Annotated in this window: 18 protein-coding genes; 13 read left to right on the top strand and 5 right to left on the bottom strand. The window is 66.0% G+C overall.

Annotated features, from left to right (window positions below; genetic code table 11):
• Positions 1-60: 60 nt before the first annotated feature.
• Entirely contained in the window at positions 61-639 is a 579-nt protein-coding gene (locus tag AC1DN0_RS12325) for a histone H1-like DNA-binding protein (RefSeq protein WP_441625531.1), read from the bottom strand.
• 1785 nt (positions 640-2424) lie between these two features.
• Here AC1DN0_RS12325 and AC1DN0_RS12320 point away from each other — a divergent pair.
• The 7 genes from AC1DN0_RS12320 to AC1DN0_RS12290 all read left to right on the top strand — a co-directional run bounded on the left by AC1DN0_RS12320 (position 2425) and on the right by AC1DN0_RS12290 (position 11531).
• The gene (locus AC1DN0_RS12320) at positions 2425-2877 is read left to right on the top strand and encodes a DUF2147 domain-containing protein (RefSeq protein WP_441625687.1); all 453 of its coding nucleotides are present in this window, start codon (positions 2425-2427) and stop codon (positions 2875-2877) included.
• 376 nt (positions 2878-3253) lie between these two features.
• Entirely contained in the window at positions 3254-4576 is a 1323-nt protein-coding gene (locus AC1DN0_RS12315; RefSeq protein ID WP_441625533.1) for an MFS transporter, read from the top strand.
• 38 nt (positions 4577-4614) lie between these two features.
• Positions 4615-5847 carry a metal-dependent hydrolase family protein gene (locus tag AC1DN0_RS12310; protein WP_477145750.1) on the top strand — a complete coding sequence of 411 codons (1233 nt, stop codon included), beginning with the start codon at positions 4615-4617 and terminating at the stop codon, positions 5845-5847.
• Positions 5848-6113: 266 nt separating this feature from the next.
• Positions 6114-7016 (top strand): LysR substrate-binding domain-containing protein, encoded by a 903-nt coding sequence (locus AC1DN0_RS12305; RefSeq protein WP_441625537.1) that lies wholly within the window; start codon positions 6114-6116, stop codon positions 7014-7016.
• 169 nt (positions 7017-7185) lie between these two features.
• A complete protein-coding gene (locus AC1DN0_RS12300) occupies positions 7186-8169 on the top strand; it encodes a Bug family tripartite tricarboxylate transporter substrate binding protein (RefSeq protein WP_441625539.1) in 984 nt (327 codons plus the stop codon).
• 344 nt (positions 8170-8513) lie between these two features.
• Positions 8514-10754: a TonB-dependent receptor gene (locus AC1DN0_RS12295; RefSeq protein WP_441625541.1), complete on the top strand. Its 2241-nt coding sequence runs from the start codon at positions 8514-8516 to the stop codon at positions 10752-10754.
• A 90-nt stretch (positions 10755-10844) separates the two neighbouring features.
• Complete coding sequence (locus AC1DN0_RS12290; protein ID WP_477142803.1) at positions 10845-11531, top strand: Fe2+-dependent dioxygenase; 687 nt, start codon at positions 10845-10847, stop codon at positions 11529-11531.
• A 56-nt stretch (positions 11532-11587) separates the two neighbouring features.
• On the opposite strand, the gene AC1DN0_RS12285 is transcribed toward AC1DN0_RS12290, so the two are convergent.
• Both AC1DN0_RS12285 and AC1DN0_RS12280 read right to left on the bottom strand, forming a co-directional pair.
• Entirely contained in the window at positions 11588-13705 is a 2118-nt protein-coding gene (locus tag AC1DN0_RS12285) for a TonB-dependent receptor (protein ID WP_477145749.1), read from the bottom strand.
• 249 nt (positions 13706-13954) lie between these two features.
• Complete coding sequence (locus tag AC1DN0_RS12280) at positions 13955-14833, bottom strand: LysR family transcriptional regulator (protein WP_441625547.1); 879 nt, start codon at positions 14831-14833, stop codon at positions 13955-13957.
• A gap of 140 nt (positions 14834-14973) precedes the next feature.
• On the opposite strand from AC1DN0_RS12280, the gene AC1DN0_RS12275 reads away from it, so the two are divergent.
• The 5 genes from AC1DN0_RS12275 to AC1DN0_RS12255 all read left to right on the top strand — a co-directional run bounded on the left by AC1DN0_RS12275 (position 14974) and on the right by AC1DN0_RS12255 (position 20973).
• The gene (locus tag AC1DN0_RS12275) at positions 14974-15366 is read left to right on the top strand and encodes a tautomerase family protein (protein WP_441625549.1); all 393 of its coding nucleotides are present in this window, start codon (positions 14974-14976) and stop codon (positions 15364-15366) included.
• A gap of 141 nt (positions 15367-15507) precedes the next feature.
• Positions 15508-16899, top strand: coding sequence for a GntP family permease (locus tag AC1DN0_RS12270; protein WP_441625551.1), 1392 nt, complete (start codon positions 15508-15510; stop codon positions 16897-16899).
• Between the two features lie 130 nt (positions 16900-17029).
• Positions 17030-17863 carry an aldo/keto reductase gene (locus AC1DN0_RS12265; protein WP_441625553.1) on the top strand — a complete coding sequence of 278 codons (834 nt, stop codon included), beginning with the start codon at positions 17030-17032 and terminating at the stop codon, positions 17861-17863.
• A 49-nt stretch (positions 17864-17912) separates the two neighbouring features.
• Complete coding sequence (locus tag AC1DN0_RS12260; RefSeq protein WP_441625555.1) at positions 17913-19316, top strand: FAD-containing oxidoreductase; 1404 nt, start codon at positions 17913-17915, stop codon at positions 19314-19316.
• A gap of 28 nt (positions 19317-19344) precedes the next feature.
• Positions 19345-20973: an MFS transporter gene (locus AC1DN0_RS12255; RefSeq protein WP_441625557.1), complete on the top strand. Its 1629-nt coding sequence runs from the start codon at positions 19345-19347 to the stop codon at positions 20971-20973.
• Here AC1DN0_RS12255 and AC1DN0_RS12250 read toward each other — a convergent pair.
• Positions 20970-21218: a DUF6388 family protein gene (locus AC1DN0_RS12250; protein ID WP_441625559.1), complete on the bottom strand. Its 249-nt coding sequence runs from the start codon at positions 21216-21218 to the stop codon at positions 20970-20972. The genes AC1DN0_RS12255 and AC1DN0_RS12250 overlap by 4 nt on opposite strands.
• Before the next feature lie 189 nt (positions 21219-21407).
• Positions 21408-21803, bottom strand: a complete 396-nt coding sequence (locus AC1DN0_RS12245) for a hypothetical protein (RefSeq protein ID WP_428178970.1) — start codon at positions 21801-21803, stop codon at positions 21408-21410.
• Positions 21804-22114: 311 nt separating this feature from the next.
• Here AC1DN0_RS12245 and AC1DN0_RS12240 point away from each other — a divergent pair, with 311 nt between their 5' ends.
• On the top strand, positions 22115-22693 hold the full coding sequence (locus AC1DN0_RS12240) for a BPSL1445 family SYLF domain-containing lipoprotein (RefSeq protein ID WP_441625562.1): 579 nt from the start codon (positions 22115-22117) through the stop codon (positions 22691-22693).
• The last annotated feature ends 149 nt before the right edge of the window (positions 22694-22842 follow it).

The raw sequence follows: 22842 nt of genomic DNA, 5'->3' as shown, positions 1-22842 counted from the left end.
GTCAGTGCGACACGCGATGCGTGCCCTGGCAATTCCCAGCGCTGGCCGTTGCCGGCACGCTTACGGACGGGTGCCCGTCGGGAAGGGCCATGCCGCAGCCGGGTTCAGCGCGGTCTTGGCAGCCGTAGCGGGTGCGACAGCAGGCGCAGCGGCAGGCTTCGAAGCCGGCGCAGCCTTCTTGGCGGCAGCCTTCTTGGCCGGAGCCTTCTTGGCAGCAGCCTTCTTGGCCGGTGCGGCCTTCTTGGCAGCAGCAGCCTTCTTGGCCGGTGCAGCTGCCTTCTTGGCCGGTGCGGCCTTCTTGGCGGCTACCTTCTTGGCCGGTGCGGCCTTCTTGGCGACAACCTTCTTGGCTGCAACTTTCTTGGCCGGTGCGGCCTTCTTCGCTACGACCTTCTTGGCGGCGGCCTTCTTGGCCGGCGCTGCCTTCTTGGCCGGCGCTGCCTTCTTCGCTACGACCTTCTTGGCGGCGGCCTTCTTGGCCGGTGCTGCAGCCTTCTTGGCCGGCGCAGCCTTCTTCGCCACTACCTTCTTGGCGGCGACCTTCTTCACAGCGGCCTTCTTGGCCGGGGCGGCTGCCTTCTTGGCGGCCGGCTTGGCGGCCTTCTTAGCCGCCGGTTTCTTCTTTGCAGTCGTTGCCATGGATAACTCCTTCACTAGAGAGTGAATATCGAATGACCTAAGTTGGCGACCCGACCGACCCGAGGCGCGTTACCGCGATGCGACCCCAATCGAGCGAGCGATTCATCGGCGCACGGAAACATTGCGACCCCACGCTAATGAATTCGGTGTCAGGGGCACCGCGGCGAGCGGTGCGATAGTGGCCAAGCGGAGCCCGCAGCCGGGCTTCTGACGCTTGCCGCGCCCTGGAATATTCGATCTGCCCGCGCCATCCGCCGGATCGGCACGCGGCATGAAAAGAAGAGATATCGGCCGGCATTTCCATGATGCGGGCAAAGCCACGCGCACCACGTACGGCATTCGTTTGGGGGTAGTTCGCCCATCCCGTTACTGGGCCAAAGGAGACTGCACGCGTTTTAGTAAACCAGTACGGCTTGGTCTGCGTCAAAGTTCTAGTGCTCCTGAGCTACCTGTTCCATTGCATCGAAGTGGGTGGCGCTCGTCGATCGGCATCACGTCCAACATCATCGTTCCATCTGCTGCCTTGCCTGCCTCGCAGCCATGCAATGAAGTGAGACTCTTGTCAAGGCGAATCATAATTCGTTTGTTGCGCGATGTTAAGAAAAAAGTGCAAAAAAACTTGCGCGCGAGCATGACAACTTCATCGTCTTCATCGCCGCGCTCCGCTCGCCTCGTCTTTGCATGCGCGCGACACGCTCTCACCGCGTCGGACGCGAATGCGCATCGCTCCTCGCGCACACGATCGACGCATCGCTGATGCCGCGTCGAGCGAATGAAAAACCATCGCCGGCGCGCTCCGTTTTATTCACGCGAGCATCGCTGCCGGTACGCACTCGACGCGCGGCGACGGCGCGCTTCACGACGTTTCACGAACGCCGGAAACCCGCATGAACAAAGGCTTTTCGGGAAACCAAGAATGCCCGACAGATAACTGCGCGCACGCGTCGCGGCATCGTCCTCTCACACTTCGCGCGAGTACGAACTAGCGCCGCGCATGCAGCTACCGGGCCTTCGTGCAGCCGTGCATGGAAGACACGGCGCGATGCGCGGACGATGCGCGCATCGAAGTCCGGCTCGCACGCTCGCGTGCTGCTTGAACAGTGATGCGCCGACGCAACGGTCTGAGAATCGTCATTGCGACACACGCACGCAAGCGAGGTTCGGACACAGCGTCTTGCATGCATCGCGCGGCTCCATCGATGCACGCGAGACGACTGCGTGCCCTCCATCGGCCGGCATCCGCAATCGACAGCATCGACCTGTTCACCGACGAGGCATCCCGGACCCTGCATGTAGTGTCGCGCGGAGTCGGGCACTCTCTACCAGGCCGAACGCGCAGTGCGTGATGAAGAGGTTCGCCAGGCGTTCAATGCGATGCGCGCACTCGTCGCGCAAAGCAAAGCGAGACTCCGCGATGGCGACTACGATGCGTGGCCGGACAGGTGCCGCAGGCATGGCGGCGCCGCACGGAACATGCCGCCTAGAGGATTGCTTCAAGTGCCGCCGGCAGACAATTTTGCTGCATGACAGAATACGCCAGCAACCAGCAACCACGCCGGTTTCCGGCGAGCGACCAGCTCGCTTTGATGCGTACGCAAACACGGCCGGGAGATTGCGGCGCGAGCCTATCACCAGTAGATTGGCGTACCCGCGCCGCCAGGCTCGCCGAATCCGGCCGGTGACGATCCTGGTAGCGCCACGGCACGCAGTCATGGCGCGCCCCAACCCAAACAGGAGATCCCGATGCACTTTACTGCCCCCCGCTCCGTCGCACGCGCCGCCGTCATGGCGGCACGCGTCACCGTGCTCGCCGGTGCGCTGCTGGGTAGCGCCGCGGCGCTGGCCCAGGCCACCCCGGCTGGTTCATGGAAGACCATCGACGACGCCACCGGCAAGCCACGCGGCCTGGTGGAGATCAGCGAGCATAACGGCGTCTACAGCGGCAAGCTCGTCAAGAGCTTCGGCGAGAGTGACGGCAAGAGCGACGGCAAGCCCAAGGTATGCGACAAGTGCACCGACTCGCGCCGCGACCAGCCCATCATGGGCATGACCATCATCACGGGCTTGCGCAAGACCGGCGACAACGAGTGGAGTGGCGGCGAGATCCTCGATCCGGAAAGCGGCAAGCTCTACAAGACCAAGATGTCGCTGGCGGACGACGGCAACAAGCTCAAGGTGCGCGGCTTCATCGGCATCAGCCTGCTGGGACGCACCCAGACCTGGGAACGCGAACGCTAGCCTGCGTGCCAGGCGGTACCGGCACCGCCTGGCAACCCACGGCGCAGTCCTTGCGCCGTCCCTGCCTTCATCGTTGCATCGTCTCAGCGCCTCGCCTGCCTCTCCGTCCTTCGGCAACCCGTCCCGGCCGATCCGCCTTCGCGCCGCCTCCGGCTCTGCCGCCTCGCTTCCCGCCCGACCACTCAGCCAGCCGATTGCCATGCGCTGCCCGCATGACGACATGCGCAGAATTCGTTTTCAGGGTGACGGCGCGGCTCCTAACATCGGCCTTACCTGCCGTGCRCCGTTTCATCCCCCCACCGCGCCGGGCGGCGCTGCCACGCCGACCCGGTACCGAAGCGGTTCGCGCACCGGCGCCGCCAACCAGGAGGAAGTCATGCACGCAAGCGCCCGTCCAGAAGCGCCACCGAACGTCAGCGGCTCGCAGCGCCGCCGCGCCATCGTCGCCACCGTGATCGGGAACGGTCTGGAGTGGTTCGATTTCACCGTCTACAGTTTCTTCGCCGTCATCATCGCGAAGCTCTTCTTTCCCACCGGCAACGATCTGTCCTCGCTCCTGCTGGCGGTTGCCACCTTTGGCGTGGGATTCTTCATGCGGCCGGTCGGCGGCATCATCCTCGGGGTGTACGCCGACCGCGTCGGCCGCAAGGCAGCGCTGTCTCTGACCATCCTGCTGATGGCGCTGGGCACCACCATGATCGGCCTGGCGCCCACCTTTGATCAGATCGGCGTCTTCGCGCCGCTGCTGATCGTGGTGGCGCGCCTGCTGCAGGGCTTTTCCGCCGGCGGAGAGATGGGCGGCGCGACCGCCTTCCTGACCGAGTACGCACCGGTCGAACGTCGCGCCTACTATTCGAGCTGGATCCAGGCGAGCATCGGCGTGGCGGTGCTGCTGGGCGCCGCGGTCGGCACCTTCGTGACCTCCGCGCTGAGCACCGAATCGCTCAATAGCTGGGGCTGGCGCGTGCCTTTCCTGCTCGGCATCGTGATTGGTCCGGTGGGCTACTACATCCGCCATCACCTCGACGAGACGCCGACGTTCCGCGAGGCCACCGACAAGTCCGAGTCGCCGCTGGCCGAAGTGCTGCGCGACTACCCGCGCCAGACCGCGGCCAGCTTCTCGATGGTGATCCTGTGGACGGTCTGCACCTACGTGCTGCTGTTCTATATGCCGACGTACTCGGTCAAAGTGCTCCATGTGCCGCAGTCCACCGGCTTCATTGCCGGCATGGTCGGCGGCCTGGCGATCATGGTATGCGCGCCGCTGGTCGGCATGCTGGCGGACCGCATCGGACGCCGCGTGCTGCTGTCCGGCTCGGCGCTGCTGATCCTGGTGCTGGCCTATCCGATGTTCGTCTATATCAACCAGGCGCCGGGGCTGGCTTCGCTGGTGGTCTTCCAACTGGTGTTCGGCGTGCTGATCGCCACCTACACCGGCCCCATCCTGGCCGCGTTCTCCGAACTCTTCCCGGCCAAGGTGCTGTCGACCGGATTGTCGGTGGCCTACAACCTGGCGGTCACCATCTTCGGCGGCTTCGCTTCCTTCATCATCACCTGGCTGATCGCCAGCACGGGCAGCACCATGGCGCCGGCCTTTTATGTGATGTTTGCCGCCGCCATCAGCCTGGCCGGCACGCGCCTGGTGCGCGAGCCCGCTTACCTGCAAACCGTGCAAGTGCAAGCCGCGCAACCCGTCTAGTTCCAGCTCTTGTTCATCTTGTTCATCTGGTATCTCGTATGAAACAGATCCTACTCAGGGGCGRCAACGTCCTCGACCCCGCCCGCGGCAGTCTCCTGCAACGCCACGATGTACTGATCGAAGGCGAGCGCATCGCGGAGGTGTCGGCCACGCCGATCCACGCGCCCGCCGCGCAGGTGATCGACCTTGCCGGCAAGACCGTCATGCCCGGGCTGATCGACTGCCACGTGCACGTGCTGGCGTCGCTGGCCAACCTCGGACTGAACGCGGTGCAACCCAATGTGCTGGTGGCGTTCCGCGCCATGCCGATCATGAAGGCCATGCTGGAGCGCGGCTTCACCACCGTGCGCGATGCCGGCGGCGCCGACTGGGGCCTGTCGCAGGCGATCGAGACCGGCCTGGTGCCCGGCCCGCGCATCTTCCCGTCCGGCAAGGCGCTGTCCCAGACCGGCGGGCACGGCGATTTCCGCCCGCGCGCCGACGTGCTGGAGCCATGCTCGTGCGCTTTCCGCGCCGGCGCTATCGCCCGTGTGGCCGATGGCGTGGAAGCGGTTCGCCTGGCGGTGCGCGAAGAAATCCAGAAAGGCGCCACACAGATCAAGATCATGGCATCCGGCGGGGTGGCCTCGCCCACCGATCCGATCGRCAACACGCAGTACAGCGAAGACGAGATCCGCGCCATCGTGGCCGAGGCCGAGGCGGCCCAGACCTATGTCATGGCGCACGCCTACACCGGCCGCGCCATCGCGCGCGCGGTGCGCTGCGGGGTACGCACCATCGAGCACGGCAACCTGGTCGACCGCGCCGCCGCCCGCGTGATGCGCGAGCATGGCGCCTTCGTGGTGCCCACCCTTGTCACCTACGAGTCGCTTGCGCGCGACGGTGCGCGGCTGGGCCTGCCGGCGGAATCGGTGGCGAAGATCGAGACCGTGCGCCAGGCCGGGCGCGACTCGCTAGCCATCTATGCGGAAGCGGGCGTACCGATGGGCTTTGGCTCCGACCTGTTGGGCGAGATGCACCAGGACCAGTCGGACGAGTTCCGCATCCGCGCGGAACTGCTCGGCAACCTGGAAGCGATCCGCAGCGCCACTTCGATTGCGGCCGCCATCCTGCAGCGCGAAGGCGAGCTGGGCACCGTGCGAGCAGGCGCGCTGGCCGACCTGATCGCGGTGGATGGCAATCCGCTGGCGGACATCGGGCTGCTCTGCGGCCAGGGCGAGCACCTGACGATGGTGATGCAGGCGGGGCAACTGCATCGCCAGCCTGGCTGAACCCCAAGGCACTAGACGAAGCCGACAAAGATGCGCCAGAACCGTCTGCAATGACGACGGCTGTCACGCCCTCTCCCCTCGGGGGAGAGGGTTGGGGAGAGGGGTGGCTTAGCTAGGAACCACCTGAAGCAAAGCCAACAGTTTTCTTCAGCACGACGGCATAACGAGCACCCGCCCCATCCCGCAAGCGGGGGGGAGCAAACCTGTAGCACCGAATCAAGCCCTCCGCGCACTATCATGGCGACTGAACCCTCCCACTCGCCGCCATGCGCATCTCCCCCCTTCCTCCCCTGCCCTGCCTGGTCGCCTTCGAGTCCGCCATGCGCCACGGCAGCTTCACCCGCGCCGCCACCGAACTGCATCTGACGCAAAGCGCCATCAGCCGGCAGGTTGCCCAGCTCGAGCACTTCCTGGGCAAGAAGCTGTTTATCCGCGAGCCGCGCGCGCTGCGCCTGACAGTGAGCGGCCAGGCCTATGCCGAGGAAGTGCAGCGGCTGCTGGCAGCATGCGCCGAAGCTACCGAGGAGGTGATGAAGCGCAAAGGCCATGGCGAGCTGACGGTGGCCTGTTCCTCCGGCGTGGCGGTGCTATGGCTCACGCCCAGGCTGTCGCGATTCCGTGCCGCGCATCCCGACATCCACCTGCGCCTGCTCATCAACGACAGCCTGGCGTCGCTGTCGCCTGCGGAGTTCGACGTGGGCTTGTACTACCTGCGCGAAGGCCCGCCGCCGGGACTGGCTTCGCGCCGCCTCTACGACGAGGACGTGTTCCCCGTCTGCGCCCCGCAGTACCTGGACGGCCGCCGGCTCAAGCCTGCCGACCTCCCCGGCGAGACCTTGCTGATGCTGGAAGACGGACAGCGCCAATGGATGTCGTGGCAGACATGGCTGGCCCATAACGGCGTAGCCGATGCGCGCCCGCCACACAAGCTGGTGGCCAACCAATATCCCATCCTGCTGCAACTCGCGATCGAGGGCCAGGGCATCGCCCTCGGGTGGCGGCACATGATCGACCGCTGCCTGCACGAGGGGCTGCTGGTGCGCGCCTGCGAAGCGAGCGCAAGCCTGGGCGGCGGCTACTACGCGGTGTGGCCCCAGGACCGCGCGGAAGCCGCGGCGGCGCGCGCGTTCCGCAACTGGCTGGCGCAACAGACCGTGGACGGCCAGTAGTCGCCAACCCCGGCAAGCGGGAGGAGGCAGTGGAGCGCTTATGGAAGCGCATGCGCAGATTCAGYGAATTGACAGCTTCGCTGGTTATCATCGGTCGCTCGGCGTAGCGCTGGCCACAACGTTGGCCTGGCCAGGCGCCCGGTACCTAAAACAGCCAATGGAGACAACCATGCGTATCCCCGCCACCAGCCGCGCGCTGACCCTTGCCGTTCCCGCCCTGTTCGCCGCCGCCGGCCTCGCCATGCCGGCCCACGCCGCCGATGCGTGGCCGACGCATGTGATCAAGTTTGTCGTGCCGTTCACCGCGGGCGGGGCCAACGACCTGGTGGCGCGCGCTGCCGCCGACGCGGTTGGCAAGCGGCTCGGCCAGGCGGTGGTGATCGAGAATCGACCCGGCGCCGGCGGCGTGGTGGGCGCGGACTATGTGGCCAAGAGCAAACCGGATGGCTACACCTTCCTGGTCGGCGCGGTTGGCACCGTCACCAACAGCCTGATCCGCAGCAAGATGCCCTACGCGCCGGACGACCTGGTGCCGGTCTCACTGGTAGCGGTGAGCCCCTCCGTGATCGTGGTATCGCCGTCGCTACCCGTGAACAACCTCAAGGAACTGGTCGAGTATTCCAAGAAGCAGGCATCGGGCGCCAACTTCGCTACCGCAGGCAGCGGCAGCACGCCGCACTTTGTCGAAGAGATGCTCAAGGAGAAAGGCGCTGTGCTGACTGTCGTGCCTTACAAGAGCGGTTCGGAGAGCATTACCGCGGTGATCGGCAACCAGGTGACGGCCACCTCCGAGGCCAGCGTGGTGGTGCTGCCCAACATCAAGGCCGGCAAGCTCAAGGCGCTGGGCGCGACCTGGGACAAGCGCATGAGCGCGGCACCGAATATCGCGACCACCGCCGAGCAAGGCATGCCGGAAGTGCGCATCGGCCACTGGGCCGGCGTGTTCGCGCCCAAGGGTACGGACCCCGCCATCCTGAAGAAGATGAACACCGAGATGAGCGCTGCGATGCAGACGCAGGAAACGCGCGACCGCCTGATCCCCAACGGCATCGAGCCCGCGGGCGGCACGCAGGAGAGCTTCATTGCCTTCATCAAGTCGGAGCGCGAGCGCCTTGGACGCATTGCAAAGAAAGCCAATATGACGGCGGATTAATAAATTTTCTACCAGTCCTGTCTGCCAGGACTGCAAATGTCTGCATCAGGCCTGTTACGTACAGGCCTGTTTCATTTCTGAAATGCGCCCCATGCTCCGCAATTAGAAATTAAAGTGCTGTAATAGCTGTGAAATACAGCATTAATGTCTTCCAACAAATACATTCAACACCAACACCAATGTCTGTGAAAAAAAGCCAACGCGAATTGCAACGCTAATCATTCGCATTTATATTCCGGATCGCCCAAACGTATTTTTCCCGCCGTTGTCCGAACCGCAGGCTTGCACTTCTTGCAACCGCCGGCTGACTCGTACCTACGGCCGTACCGGAATCGAGAATCGACATGAACCGCCGCACTCCGATCGCGACTGCACTGCTCGCGCTGTTCGCCACCCCCGTTGTCACCCTGGCCCAGACGGCCGCTCCCGCGCCTGCCGCCAGCCAGGGCGCGACAACGCTGCAAGAGGTCGTGGTGCAAAGCGGACGCGTCAATGACGACTACAACGCGGTCAAGAATTCGATCAGCAAGCTGCCCGAGGAACTGCGCGACATTCCGCAATCGGTAACGGTGGTCAACAAGGCGCTGATCGATGCACAGGGCGGTACCTCGCTGACGGATGCACTGCGCAACGTGCCGGGCATCACCATCGGCGGCGCCGAAGGCGGCCAGATCGGCAACAACATCAACCTCAACGGCTTCTCCGCGCGTACCGACATTTATCTCGATGGTTTCCGCGACCGCGGCCAGTACTATCGCGACGTCTTCGCGCTGGACTCGGTGGAAGTGCTGATGGGACCGTCGTCGATGCTGTTCGGGCGCGGATCGACCGGTGGCGTGATCAACCAGGTCAGCAAGAAGCCGTCGCTGAAGGCCGCCACGGAGGTCACGGGGTCGGTCACCACCAATGGCCTGGTGCGCGCCACCGCCGACTACAACACGCCCACCGGCGAGACTTCGGCATTCCGCATCTCGGCGATGGCGCAGGACGGCGCACCGAGCACGCGCGACCAGACCAAGGTGAAGGATTTCGGCCTTGCTCCGTCCTGGCGCCTGGGCATCGGCACGCCCACCGAGATCACGCTCTCGGCGCTGCTGCAGCATAACGAGGACCAGCCCGATTACGGCCTGCCGGCGATCAACGGGCATCCGGTCAACGTCGACCGCAAGACGGCGTACGGCTTCAATGACGACCGCACCATCCAGGACGTCGTCGCGCTCAATGGCACGGTCGATCACAAGATCTCGCCCAACCTGCGCCTGCGCAACCAGACCCAGTACAACTACGTCAACACCAATGCGCGCGAGACGGCGCCGAATGCCGTCGGCACGGTCAACGCCAAGGGCTTCACCCCCCTGACCACCACCACCCTGCCACTGGGTTCGCTGTTTGTCCGCCAGCAAAGCCACGACCGCCATATCCGCGACTACTCGATCTTCAACCAGACCGAGCTGACCGCCAAGTTCGACACCGGCCCGGTCAAGCACACCGTGCTGATGGGCGCCGAGATCGGCCACGATGGCTATGACAACCAGAATTACTACCGCAACGGCACCTGCAACGGCGTGCCGCTGAACCCCGGCGCTACCGCCACTGCGGCAGCGGGCACCAGCGGCTACGCCGCATGCGAACCGGTGGTCAACCCGACCTACATCAACTCGCCGGCTACCGCGCCGAGCGCAGTTGGCAACCGGCAGGGCGCTTCGGCCAATACCCTGGCGGTCTATGCCAATGACTCGATCGAATTCAGCAAGCAATGGAAGCTGGTGGGCGGGCTGCGCTACGACCGATATCTCGCCAGCATCACCAACTCGGTCAACTCGAACAATACCAAGGGCAACACTGCGCTGGCCAACGCCGAGCAGACCGTCAACTTCACCAGCGTGCGCGTGGGTGGCCTCTGGCAGCCGACCGAGGCGCAGTCCTACTACCTGTCGTACGGCACTTCGTTCAATCCGTCGCTGGAGCAACTGGTCGGTACCGTGGGCCAGACGAACCTGGACCCGGAAAAGAACAAGTCATATGAAGTAGGCGGCAAGTGGGACCTGATGGGCGGCGACCTGTCGCTGACTTCGGCGCTGTTCCAGATCACCAAGGACAATGCCCGCAGCCAGATCGATACCACCACCTACGCGCTGACCGGCAAGATCCGCGTGCGCGGCTTCCGTGCCGGCGCCACCGGCCGCATCACCAACAAGTGGCAGGTCTTCGCGGGCTACACCTACCTGGACGGCGAGATCGTCAACGGCATTGCCGCCGGCACCCAGGGCATGGTCCCGACCAATACGCCCAAGCACACCGCGACGGCATGGACCAGCTACCGCGTGCTGCAGGACTGGGAAGTGGGCGGCGGCGCCTTCTATATGTCGCAACGCTATGCCAACAACACCAACACCGTGCAGGTGGGCGGCTTCGTGCGCTGGGACGGCATGATTGCTTACCACCAGCCGAAGTACGATGTGCGCCTGAACCTGTTCAACGTGTTCGACAAGAAGTACTACGATGCGCTGATCCAGTCGGACGGCGGCCGTTCGGTGCCGGGCACCGGCCGCACGGCGATGCTGTCCCTCATCTACCGCATGTAAGCTAAGGTAGAGTGGCGTGGCGCCATGTCGCGCCACGCGGCAACGCCGGGACCTCTCCCGGCGCCGCTATCGAACCCTGCCGAGATCGTCATGCTTGTCTGCATTCCCAAGGTCCTCAATGCGGAACAGCTCGCCGTACTGCGCGAGCTGCTCGACCAGGCCGGCGACGCCTGGGTGGATGGCCGCGTATCGGGCGGCTACTCCGGCGCCCCGGTCAAGTTCAACCAGCAGATCGACGAGCGCGCCGACGTGGCGCTGCAGTGCCAGCAACTGATCCTGAGCGTGCTGGAACGGCATCCGCTGTTCATCAGTGCGGCGCTGCCCAATATCGTCTACCCGCCGATGTTCAACCGCTACGGCGAGGGCATGACGTTTGGCCCGCATGTGGACGGCAGCGTACGCATCCATCCGCATAACGGCCGCAAGCTGCGCACCGACATCTCGGCCACGCTGTTCCTCAGCGACCCCGCCAGCTACGACGGCGGCGAGTTGCAGGTGGAAGACACCTACGGCGTGCACAGCGTCAAGCTGGAAGCCGGCGACATGGTGGTCTATCCCGCCACCAGCCTGCACCAGGTGACGCCGATCACGCGCGGCACGCGCGTGGCGAGCTTCTTCTGGATCCAGAGCCTGGTGCGCGACGACGCGCAGCGCACACTGCTGTTCGACCTCGACAACGCCATCCAGAAACTCAACCAGACCGGCGCCGACGATGGCGCGCGCCGCTCGCTGGTGGGTTGCTATCACAACCTCCTGCGGCAGTGGACCGACACCTGAATCCGCCTGTATCCACCTGATGGCTGGCGGCGGCGCGGCGCGCCGCCGTGCCAGCCTTACATCCGGTAGCGCAATGTCGCCATCACGCTGCGCGGCGCGCCGGGCATGTTCAGGTTGGGGCTGGTACCGTGGGCTGAGACGATATAGCCCTGGTTGAACACGTTATTGAGGTTGAGCTGCGCCTCGAACGCACCACGGCGGTACCACGCCATCATATCGGCGGTGACGTAGCCCGGCAGCGTGACCGTATTGCCCGGATTGGCAAAGCGCGCGCCGACGAGGTTGAGGCCGCCACCCACGCCAAAACCATAGCCCAGCGATTTGGTGAGCCACACGTTGCCGCTGTGCATCGGCGTCAGCGTAGCGCGCTTGCCCTGTACCTGCTGGCCGGCATCGACCGCAACCGATCTGGTCACGCGCGCGTCAAGATACGCATAGCCCGCAAGCACGCGCCAGCCCTGCGACAGGTCCGCCGAGGTGGTGAGCTCCACGCCGTCGGTACGTTGCTCGCCGATCGGCACCAGCTGCAAGGTGAGCGGATTGGTTGCCTTGATACCGTTTCGCTCCAGGCGGAACACGGACACCGTAGTGCTGGCGCGGCCATCCAGCCAGTCGTACTTGGCGCCTACCTCGGTATTGCGCGTGCTTTCCGGCGCGATATCGGCGTTGTTGGCCGCCAGCGCGRAGGCCTCTCCCGAGGGCTGGAACGAACGGCTCCACGAGACATAGTAGGACTGCGTCCTGGTGGGCTGCCACACCAGGCCCGCGCGCGGACTCCAGGCGTTGTCGGTGCGCGACAGGCCAGGCTGGCCGGGGCGATGATCGACGGTCTCTTGCTGGAAACGGTCGTGGYGCAGGCCGATCAGCGCCTTCCAGTGTTCGGTCAGGCTCACCATGTCCTGCGCATAGACGCCGAGGGTCTTGAAGGTGCCCAGGCTGTTGGCGGTGAGCGCGCCGCCGTTCAGCGGCAGCGTGGGAAGCACAGGATTGAACAGCGATACGGTGGCCACCGTGCCCGCGGAATAGCTGACGAGGTCCTTGTTCTGCTGGCCGATCTCCACACCGTAGAGCAACTCGTGCTTCATGCCGAACAGCGTGGTCTTCTGCATCAGGTCGGTCTGGTTGAACCAGCCGCGCTCGGCGCGCGCCACGTTCGAGCGCGTCAGCGTGACGGTCTGGCGCGCCTCGTTGACCAAGCCCGGCAGCGTGTTGTTCCGGTCCAGCGTGTAGTGGTAGTAGCGCGTGGCATTGCGCAGCGACCATTGCTCGTTGAAGCGGTGGTTCAGCGTGGCGGTGCCGGAGTACACACGCGACTGGCTGTAGTCCACGTCGCGCGCGTTGGCGGCGCCATAGTAGGTGGAAGCGGGCACGTTGACCGGGCGGCCCTGGTACGCCGGGATGCCGAAATCGGTCACGCGCCGGTCTTGCAGGTAGTCGGCCTGCAGCAGCAGCGTGGTCTCGGGCGCCAGGCGCAGGTCCAGCGACGGCGCCACGGCAAAGCGGTCGATGAACTGCTGGTCGCGGTAGCTGTTGCCCTTCTCCACGGCGCCAGTGATGCGCCAGGCGGCAGCGTCGTTCACCACGCGGCCGACATCGGCTTCGGCGCGCCGGCTTTGCCAGGAGCCATAGCTGAGCGCCAGATCCGTGACATCGAGGCCGGGCTTCTTGGTGACGCGGTTGATCAGGCCGCCGGACGAGCCACGCCCGTAAAGCACCGCTGCCGGGCCTTTGACGACTTCGATGCGGTCGACGTTGGACAGATCGCGAAAGTACAACGCATCGTCGCGGATACCATCGACGAACTGGTCGGCGATGGCCGAAAAGCTGCGGATGCTGACCTGATCCCGCTGGCCGTCGCCGGTGGAGAAACTCACCCCCGGCACATTCTTCAGCGCGTCCTGGATCGAGGTAGCGTGCTGGTCGCGCATCACTTCGGCGGTCACCACATTGACGGTCTGCGGGATATCGCGCAGCGGTGCGTCGATCTTGGTCGCGCTGCCGGTGCTGGCCGGGTTGTAGCCCTCTCCCGGGTCGCTGCCAGCGGCGGCCTTCACAGTGACTTCGGGCAGGCTGGCCGTGCTATTCGCCTGCGCCTGCGCGGTACCGAAGACGGCGGATTGGGAAACAAAGGCGCCGAGCACGGCGGCATGGATTGGGCGAAGAATAAGGCGCATCGATGTAATGATTTGTAACGATTGAAATACAAATGCGACGCATTATCATTTTCACTGGCAACAATTGTCAATGAAAAACGCGGATGCATATCCGGGCGCGATAAAAGCGGCCAAAACAGCACCCAACATGCTGTTAGTCGATTAAGGAAAAGAGAAAATACCGAAAAGACCAAAAATGCGAGGCAATTGGAAACAGGTCCATGCCTGGCGCATGTCCGGCAGTCTCCGCGCGCAAACGGTCAGGCCATTTCAGGCGAATTGCTCCGCCAGGGCCGCGCGCACCTTCGCCACCAGAGGCGCCTCGCCGGGCCGCGCGGGCAGCAGGTAAAACTCGGCGGCCGGCAGCGCGGGAAGCTTCAGGCGGCTGACGGTCTGGGCATCGATGCGCGCCACTCCGGGCCCGATCGCCGACTCGTTCAGGCAGGAGATACCCAAGCCGGCGGCCAGCGCGAGCTGCAGCCCGGCCACGCCCGAGGCGGAATGCGCGATTACATGGTCCAGCCGCCGGCGCAGCAGCATCTGCACCACGTACTGGTGCAGCGAGCAGGTATCTGGCAGCAGCACCAGCGGCAGCGGCGCGCTGATGCCCTCGGCCTCCCCTTCGGCCGCCACCCACGCCAGCGCCTCGCGGCGCAGCACGGTGCCGCGCGCTCCCCGCTGGCCGCCGCGGGCGCCCGGCAGCCGCATCGACAGGCCGATATCGAAGGCATCCGTCAGCGCTCCGGCGTCGATCATGCCGCTCTTCATCACGGTGACATGCAGCCGCAGGTGGGGATAGCGCTCGCGCAGCCGGCGCAGCATGCCGGCGATCTCGCCAGGCCGGAAGTAATCCGTCACCGCCAGCCGCAGTTCGCCGTCCAGCGTATGGCCGCGCAAGTCCTGCAACGCCAGTTCGGACAGCGCCAGGATGCGCCGCGCATGTTCCAGCAGGCGCATGCCGGCGGGCGTGGGCGAGGCGCCCTGCTTGCCGCGCGTGAGCAGCGGCACGCCCGCGCGCTCCTCCAGCTTGCGCAGTTGCTCGCTGACCGATGACTGCGACAGGAACAGCCGCGGCGCGGCGGCCGACAGGCTGCCGGCCTCCGCCACGGTGACGAAGGTGCGTAGCTGATCGAGTTCCAGGGCGCGCATCGACCACCTCCCTCATGTTTCGGTATTGACGATGGATAATATCGCAAATTCCCGTTTTCCCGATGGAAGGCAGAAACCTAGAATGGCATCACTTACCCGCTGAACCGAAGCAACGCCAACCTCAGGCCAAGGAGCCCGTCATGCCCCACATCAACCTCCAGATCTCCGGCAAACCCGATGCATCGCTGACCCGCCGCAGCGCCGCCGCCGTGGCCGGGATCACGCAGCGCGTACTCGGCAAGAAGCCGGAAGTCATCGTCGTCTCCGTGCAATACATCGATCGCGACGCCTGGATCGTCGGCGGCGAACCGCTCTCGGAGCTCGGCCGCAATGCCTTCCATCTCGATATCAGCGTGACCGATGAAACGAACACGAAAGGCGAGAAGGCGCAGTTCCTGAAGGAAGTGTTCGAGTCGCTGTCGGAGCTGATCGGCAACGTCCATCCGGTCTCGTACATCCACGTTGTCGACGCGCGCGCGGCCACCTACGGCTATGGCGGGCTGACGCAGGAGTACCGCTATCACCACGGTTGAGCAGCGGGCCGGAGCTACCGGCCGGCACCGGCCTTTGAGGCAGGACATTCCGCAGCGCAGCAAGCTGTGGCAAAGTCGGCACCTGGTCCGTTGCGCGCGGAGCCAAAAGCACCGCGCGCACGGGAAACACAAGGAGAACCGATGTCTTTCCTGATTGTCCTGGCCGCGCTGGCCTTCCTGATGTTCGCCGCCTACCGCGGCTACAGCGTCATCCTGTTCGCCCCGGTGGCCGCGCTCGGCGCCGTCCTGCTGACCGAGCCCGCCGCCGTGGCGCCCGTCTTCTCCGGCATCTTCATGGAGAAGATGGTCGGCTTCGTCAAACTGTATTTCCCTGTGTTCCTGCTTGGCGCCGTATTCGGCAAGGTGATCGAGCTGTCGGGCTTCTCGGAGTCCATCGTCGCCGCCGCCATCCGTTATATCGGCCGCTCGCGCGCCAATGCGGTAATCGTGGCGGTCTGCGCGCTGCTGACCTACGGCGGGGTTTCGCTGTTCGTGGTGGTGTTCGCCGTCTATCCCTTCGCGGCGGAGCTCTACCGGCAGAGCAATATTCCCAAGCGCCTGATGCCGGGCGCCATCGCGCTGGGCGCGTTCTCTTTCACCATGGATTCGCTGCCGGGTACGCCGCAGATCCAGAACATCATCCCCACCACCTTCTTCAAGACCACGACCTGGGCAGCGCCGTTGCTGGGCGTGCTTGGCTCACTGTTTATCGTCGGGGTCGGCCTGTCCTACCTGGAGTGGCGCCGCCGCGCGGCCATGGCGCGCGGCGAAGGCTACGGCACGGCGCTGCGCAACGAGCCGGAGCGCAGCCAGACCGGGCACCTGCCGCACCCCGCGCTGGCGCTGCTGCCGCTGGTGGTGGTAGGCGTGGCCAATTTCGTCTTCACGCGGATGATTCCGCAGTGGTACGGCAGCAGCTACAGTGTGTCGCTGCCCGGCCTGGCCAAGCCCGTGGAAACGCAGATCGCCACCGTGACCGCGATCTGGGCGGTGGAAGCGGCCTTGCTGCTGGGCATCGTGGTGGTGATGGCGACCGCCTTCGGCGCGGTGCGCGACCGCTTTGCCGAGGGTAGCAAGAGCGCCATCGGCGGGGCGCTGCTGGCGGCCATGAACACGGCCTCGGAGTATGGCTTCGGCGGCGTGATCGCCGCCCTGCCCGGCTTCCTGGTGGTCAGCGACGCGCTCAAGAGCATCCCCAATCCCCTGGTCAACGCGGCCGTCTCCGTCAGCACGCTGGCCGGCATCACCGGCTCGGCTTCCGGCGGCATGAGCATCGCGCTGGCCGCCATGTCGGACACCTTCATCCATGGCGCGCAGGCTGCCGGCATCCCGCTCGACGTACTGCACCGGGTGGTGTCGATGGCCAGCGGCGGCATGGATACGCTGCCACACAACGGCGCGGTGATCACCCTGCTGGCGGTGACGGGCCTGACCCACCGGGAGTCCTACCGCGACATCTTCGCGGTCACGGTGATCAAGACCATGGCCGTGTTCTTCGTGATCACGGTGTACTACCTGACCGGCGTGGTCTGAATGCGGCGCTGCGCCGCACCTTGTGCATCGCGCCGTCCTTACCTAGTGTGTGTGAGTAACCGGGCGTCGCGTGCGTGCTGTTTGCGGCGCACGCTGCCCGCCCCTGCCTGCTCCTTCACCGGATTACCACATGAAGACCGCGATTTTGCCTGGCGGCGAAACCGTTGCCGCGCTTGGCATGGGCACCTGGAACATGGGCGAGAATCCGGCCGCGCGCGCGGAGGAACTCGCCACGCTGCGGCTTGGCCTGGATCTCGGCATGACCCTGATCGATACCGCCGAGATGTACGGCGAGGGCCGCTCCGAGGAACTGGTCGGCGAAGCCATCGCGGGCCGGCGCGACGAGGTCTTCCTGGTCAGCAAGGTGTACCCGCACAACGCCGGGCGCAAATCCGCCGTGGCCGCCTGCGAGCGCAGCCTGCGCCGGCTGGGCACCGACCGGCTGGATCTCTACCTGCTGCACTGGCGCGGGGGCGTGCCGCTGGCCGAGACCATGGAGGCCTTCATGGCGCTGCAGAAGGCGGGCAAAGTCCGGCATTTCGGCGTCAGCAACCTCAGCCTGGACGATATGCGGGCGCTCTGGCGCGTGCCCGGCGGCAACCAGGTCGCGGCCAACCAGCTGCTATATAACCTCGCCCGCCGCGGCATCGAATGGGACCTGCTGCCCTGGCTGCGCCAGCACGGGGTGCCGTTGATGGCCTACTCGCCGATCGAGCAGGCCACGCTGCTGCGCAATGCCGGGCTCGTCCGCTTCTCCGGGCAGCACGGGATCACGCCGGCGCAAGCCGCGCTGGGCTGGCTGCTGGCGCAGGACAACGTCATCGCAATTCCCAAGACCAGCCACCGCGAACGCCTGCGCGAGAATCACGGCGCGCTGGCGCTGCGCTTGTCGCCACAGCAGTTGGCCGCGCTCGACGTGGCTTTCCCGCCGCCGCGCGGCCCGCATCCGCTCGAAATGCTGTGATTCCAGGCGCTGGCCCATCACATCGCAGTCCGTCCCAGGAGCCCCCGCCATGACCATCGACTACGACGCCATCATCATCGGCACCGGCCAGGCCGGTCCCCCGCTGGCAGCGCGCCTCGCCGCCGACGGACAGAAAGTGGCCGTGATCGAGCGCCAGGCGTTTGGCGGGACCTGCGTCAACAACGGCTGCATCCCTACCAAGACCATGGTGGCGAGCGCCTATGCCGCCCGCCTGGCGCGGCGCGGGGCCGAATACGGCGTGGTGCCCACCGGGCCGGTGACGGTCGACATGGCGCGGGTCAAGGCACGCAAGGATGGCGTGGTCGGCAACGCCAGGCATGGCGTGGAAACGTGGATGCGCAAGCTGGACCACGGCACCGTCTATCTCGGCCACGCCCGCTTCGAAGGCCCCGATACCGTGCGCGTGAACGACACCGTGCTGCGCGCCGGCAAGATCTTCATCAACGTGGGCGGGCGCGCATCGGCGCCGCCGATGCCGGGGCTGGACCAGGTGGATTACCTGACCAACGCCGGCATGATGCGTGTGGAGTCGCTGCCCCGGCATCTGCTGGTGGTTGGCGGCAGCTATATCGGGCTGGAGTTCGGCCAGATGTTTCGCCGCTTCGGCAGCGAGGTCACCATTGTGCAGCGCGGCCCGCGCCTGATCGAGCGGGAGGACCCCGATGTGTCTGACGCCGTGCGCGACATCCTCGCCGCCGAGGGCATCGGCCTGCGCCTGGACGCCGAGTGCATCGAACTGGAGCAGCGCGGCGGCGAGGTCGCGGTGAAGATGGATTGCGCGCATGGCGCGCCCGAAGTCGTCGGCTCGCACGTGCTGCTGGCGGTGGGCCGGCGGCCCAATACCGACGACCTCGGCCTGGACCGCGCCGGCGTGGCCGTCGACGCGCGCGGCTATATCCAGGTCGACGAGCAATTGCGCACCAATGTGCCGGGCATCTGGGCGCTGGGCGACTGCAACGGCCGCGGCGCCTTCACCCATACCGCCTACAACGACTTCGAGATCGTCGCCGCCAATCTGCTGGACGCGGCGCCCGGCGAAGCCGCCCGCACCGTTGGCGACCGCATCCCGGCCTATGCGCTCTACACCGATCCGCCGCTGGGCCGGGTCGGCATGAACGAGCACGAGGCGAGGCAGTCCGGGCGCAAGGTACTGGTGGGCATGCGGCCGATGACCCGGGTGGGCCGAGCCGTGGAAAAGGGTGAGACGCAGGGCTTCATGAAGATCCTGGTCGATGCCGGCAGCCGCGAGATCCTTGGCGCGGCGGTGCTGGGCGTGGGCGGCGACGAGGTGATTCACTGCATCCTCGACGCGATGTATGCGCGCGCGCCGTACACCGTGGTCCAGCGCGCCATGCACATCCACCCCACGGTGGCCGAGCTGATCCCGACCATGCTGGGCGAGCTTCGCCCGCTGGAACCGGCGGCACCGTGACCGGGGGGCGGCGAGCCTGCCGCTGAACATGTCCACAACCCCGCTGGCCCAGGGCCCGTGCGACGACGCCGCGATCCGGGCCAGTCCCGGCGGGCCGCCCTGCGCCAGGGCCGACGAGCCGTGGGTGCTGGCCGCCACCATCCTGGCTTCGAGCATGGCCTTTATCGATGGCACCGTGGTCAACTTGGCGCTGCCCGCGCTGCAGAAGGACTTCGGCGCCAGCCTGAGCGGCATGCAATGGGCGGTGGAATCCTATGCGCTGCTGCTGGCGGCGTTGCTGCTGGTTGGGGGCGCCGCCGGTGACCGCTTCGGGCGGCGCCGCGTCTTCGCGCTGGGCGTGGCGATCTTTGCCGCCAGCTCGGCATGGTGCGGCCTGGCCGGCAACATCGGCCACCTGATCGCGGCGCGTGCGGCGCAGGGCGTGGGCGCGGCGCTGCTGGTGCCGGGCAGCCTGGCATTGCTGTCGGCTTCTTTCGACGAGAGCCGGCGCGGCAAGGCCATCGGCACCTGGTCCGGCGCCACCGCCATGACCACCGCGCTAGGCCCGGTGGTGGGCGGCTGGCTGATCGAGCACCTGTCGTGGCGCGCGGCCTTCCTGGTCAACCTGCCGCTGGCTGCGGCGGTATTGCTGATCGTGTTCTGGCGCGTGCCGGACAGCCGCGGCCCCAGGCAAGCGGGCGGCCTCGACTGGGCAGGCAGCCTGCTCGCCGCGCTGGGCCTGGGTGGCCTGGTCTATGGCCTGATCGGATCGCCGGCGCTGGGCTGGGGCCACCCTGCGGTGTGGATACCGGCTGCCGCCGGCGTGCTTGCGCTTGGCCTGTTCGTGATCGTGGAGGCCCGCGCACCGAATCCCGTCATGCCGCCGGCGCTGTTCCGCTCGCGCGCCTTCCTGGGCGCCAACCTGCTCACCCTGCTGCTCTACGCCGCGCTGGGCGGCGGCCTGTTCTTTTTCCCGCTCAACCTGATCCAGGTGCAGGGGTATTCCTCGACGGCCGCCGGTGCCGCCCTGCTGCCGTTTATCCTGCTGATGTTCCTGCTCTCAGGCTGGGCCGGCGGGCTGGTGGACCGGCACGGCGCGCGCAAACCCCTGATCGTGGGCCCGCTGGTGGCGGCAGCGGGCTTTGCCCTGTTCGCGCTACCCGCCAGCGGCGGCAGTTACTGGCTGACCTTCTTTCCCGCGGTGCTGGTGCTGGGCGTCGGCATGACGATCAGCGTGGCGCCGCTAACCACCACGGTCATGAATGCGGTGCCGCCGGGCGCGGCCGGTACCGCGTCGGGCATCAACAATGCGGCGGCACGCGTGGCCACGCTGCTGGCGATTGCGGTGCTGGGGATTGTGATGGCGCGCGTGTTCGACCACCGGCTGGAGCGGGCGCTTGGCGCGCCGCCTGGTCAATCGCCGGCGGCCGGCGCCCTGCCGCCACAGGTGACGCTGGCCGTACTGGCACAACGCGGGAAGCTCGCCGCCATAGAGATCCCGATGGTGGCGGATCCCCTCGTGACAGCGGCCGTCCGGCAAGCAGTGGACAACGCCTTCGTGGCAGGTTTTCGCTGGGTCATGCTGCTCTCGGCGCTGCTGGCCACCGGCGGAGCGGCCTGCGCCTGGCTATTTCTGCGCCCGGCGCGCGGCCCGGTAAAGCAAGCCCCGGGCCCTTAGCGTCTGGGTGCCGGCGCCGCGCGCTCGCCCAGGTACACAAGCAGCAGTTCTTCGACGCTCAGGCGCCGAAGCCTGGCTTCGCGGCCGATGGCACGCTCCAGTTCGGAGCGCTGGAAGGCTTCCACGCTCATGCCGGCAGCGCGTGCATGGCGCTCAGTGATCACCTTGAGCAGCGCCACCACTTCGGGATTGTCGGCAAGAAAACGCTCGTGGGCTAGCTGCAGGCGTTCGGGAGAGAGAGTCATCGGAAGGGACCGCTTTGAGGTTGGTGGGGCGCGGCTGCCGCGTCGGCCGACGCGGCCCGGAACGGAACCGGACGGGACCGGACTTGCGCGCCAGGGCCCGCGCATTACACCACAGTACGCGATCCCCCTCAGGCATGCGAGGCAAGAACGGCGTGAGCGGCGGCCCATGCACGCCGCCCATCCATGCCGTTACTGCCTGGCGGTGTAGCGCTCCCGCTCCACGTAGCGAACCAGATAGTTGCGGGTCTTGGCTTCGGTATCCCGGCTCACGCGGTCCGCGGCCTGGCGCGCGCCGTCGCGGCCATGCGAGGACACCATCTGCGCGTCCAGGTACTCGCGAAATGCCGTGCGCATGGCGTCCAGCCGCGGCTGGCAAGCCTTGAGCGCGGAGGCGGCGAGATCCTGCGCCGAGGCGCGGCCGGACATGCCGGCATCGGCCTGGTCCTTGGCGCACGTGGTGTACGCGGCGCGCAGTGATTGCCATTGCTCGTTGGCTTCGGCGGAGGCTTGCGGATCGGCGGGCGCGTGCGAAGCACAAGCCGCTGCCAGCAAGGTAACGGGAATGAGGGCGAGAACGGATTTCATGTGTCATGGACTTATCTCGCGCGGCCGGGTTCCTGTCCAGATGAAACAGGTTGTTGCAAAGCGCCCACGCTTGTAGGACGCCGCGCCTCAAAAATGCATTCTCCGTCCTACAGCCATTCGCAAGAATGCCTTGTATATTGCTCCAGAAACGGTGGGAGTACGCCGGCTTTTCGGGAAAACCCGAGAACAAGATTAGCGGCGAGATTTCAAGTTTCTACAAGTGCCGATTACGCCTATCCTTTATGTGGGGTGCGCAGAGTGGCTCCGGGGTATCCGGTGCAGTGAGAGGTAAAACAATCAGGAGAGTGAGCATGGAACGCAGATCGTTTCTGACGGTAGGGGCTGGACTGGTGGTGGCAAGTTCAGGCCTGCTGGGCGCGTGTACCACCACACCCAATGCCCCCACCGACAAGGCGGCCAAGCGCCGCGAGATCGATGGCGGCGTGGACGGTACGCTCAACAAGCTGTACGAGACGGCGAAGGGTTCGCACGAACTCGCCAACCGCGCGCGCGGCATCCTGGTCTTCCCCAACGTCATCTCGGCCGGCTTCTTCGTGGGCGGCGAATATGGCGATGGCGCACTGCGCGCGGGCGGCGCCAACCGTGGCTATTACCGTCTCATCACGGGCTCGTTCGGCTTTCAGTTCGGGGCGCAGTCCAAGGCCGTCATCCTCATGTTCATTACGCAGGATGCATTCGACAAGTTCGTCGCCAGCAGCGGCTGGACCGCTGGCGTGGACGCCACCGTGGCTTTGGCGACGATCGGCGCGAATGGACAGCTGGACACCAATACCGCCCAGCAGCCTATCGTTGGCTTCGTGGTCACCAACGCGGGCCTGATGGGCGGCGTAAGCCTGACAGGCTCGAAGATCAGCAAGCTCGATATCTGAAGCCACGCAAGCCGGCCTGACGCCGGCCTGCATGCGGGGCCGGGTTGCGAAAGCAGCCCGGCCCCTGTCTTTTCCGGCCCTGCTGCCACTGCGCCGCCACTCCGGCCAAACTCCCTCACGCATTGTTACCGCATCCGACACGCTAACCG

The organism is Cupriavidus sp. 05N39 (assembly GCF_056397325.1).
The sequence above is the reverse complement of the archived record's forward strand: the minus strand, read 5'-3'. Positions and strand labels throughout refer to the sequence as shown.

Bases quoted from the DNA above. Each gene is read 5' to 3' on its own strand.
- AC1DN0_RS12325 (WP_441625531.1), bottom strand. From the start codon at position 639: ATGGCAACGACTGCAAAGAAGAAACCGGCGGCTAAGAAGGCCGCCAAG.
- AC1DN0_RS12290 (WP_477142803.1), top strand. From the start codon at position 10,845: ATGCTTGTCTGCATTCCCAAGGTCCTCAATGCGGAACAGCTCGCCGTA.
- AC1DN0_RS12265 (WP_441625553.1), top strand. From the start codon at position 17,030: ATGAAGACCGCGATTTTGCCTGGCGGCGAAACCGTTGCCGCGCTTGGC.
- AC1DN0_RS12240 (WP_441625562.1), top strand. From the start codon at position 22,115: ATGGAACGCAGATCGTTTCTGACGGTAGGGGCTGGACTGGTGGTGGCA.
- AC1DN0_RS12250 (WP_441625559.1), bottom strand. From the start codon at position 21,218: ATGACTCTCTCTCCCGAACGCCTGCAGCTAGCCCACGAGCGTTTTCTT.
- AC1DN0_RS12270 (WP_441625551.1), top strand. From the start codon at position 15,508: ATGTCTTTCCTGATTGTCCTGGCCGCGCTGGCCTTCCTGATGTTCGCC.
- AC1DN0_RS12295 (WP_441625541.1), top strand. From the start codon at position 8,514: ATGAACCGCCGCACTCCGATCGCGACTGCACTGCTCGCGCTGTTCGCC.
- AC1DN0_RS12315 (WP_441625533.1), top strand. From the start codon at position 3,254: ATGCACGCAAGCGCCCGTCCAGAAGCGCCACCGAACGTCAGCGGCTCG.
- AC1DN0_RS12280 (WP_441625547.1), bottom strand. From the start codon at position 14,833: ATGCGCGCCCTGGAACTCGATCAGCTACGCACCTTCGTCACCGTGGCG.
- AC1DN0_RS12320 (WP_441625687.1), top strand. From the start codon at position 2,425: ATGGCGGCACGCGTCACCGTGCTCGCCGGTGCGCTGCTGGGTAGCGCC.
- AC1DN0_RS12260 (WP_441625555.1), top strand. From the start codon at position 17,913: ATGACCATCGACTACGACGCCATCATCATCGGCACCGGCCAGGCCGGT.
- AC1DN0_RS12300 (WP_441625539.1), top strand. From the start codon at position 7,186: ATGCGTATCCCCGCCACCAGCCGCGCGCTGACCCTTGCCGTTCCCGCC.
- AC1DN0_RS12245 (WP_428178970.1), bottom strand. From the start codon at position 21,803: ATGAAATCCGTTCTCGCCCTCATTCCCGTTACCTTGCTGGCAGCGGCT.
- AC1DN0_RS12305 (WP_441625537.1), top strand. From the start codon at position 6,114: ATGCGCATCTCCCCCCTTCCTCCCCTGCCCTGCCTGGTCGCCTTCGAG.
- AC1DN0_RS12255 (WP_441625557.1), top strand. From the start codon at position 19,345: ATGTCCACAACCCCGCTGGCCCAGGGCCCGTGCGACGACGCCGCGATC.
- AC1DN0_RS12275 (WP_441625549.1), top strand. From the start codon at position 14,974: ATGCCCCACATCAACCTCCAGATCTCCGGCAAACCCGATGCATCGCTG.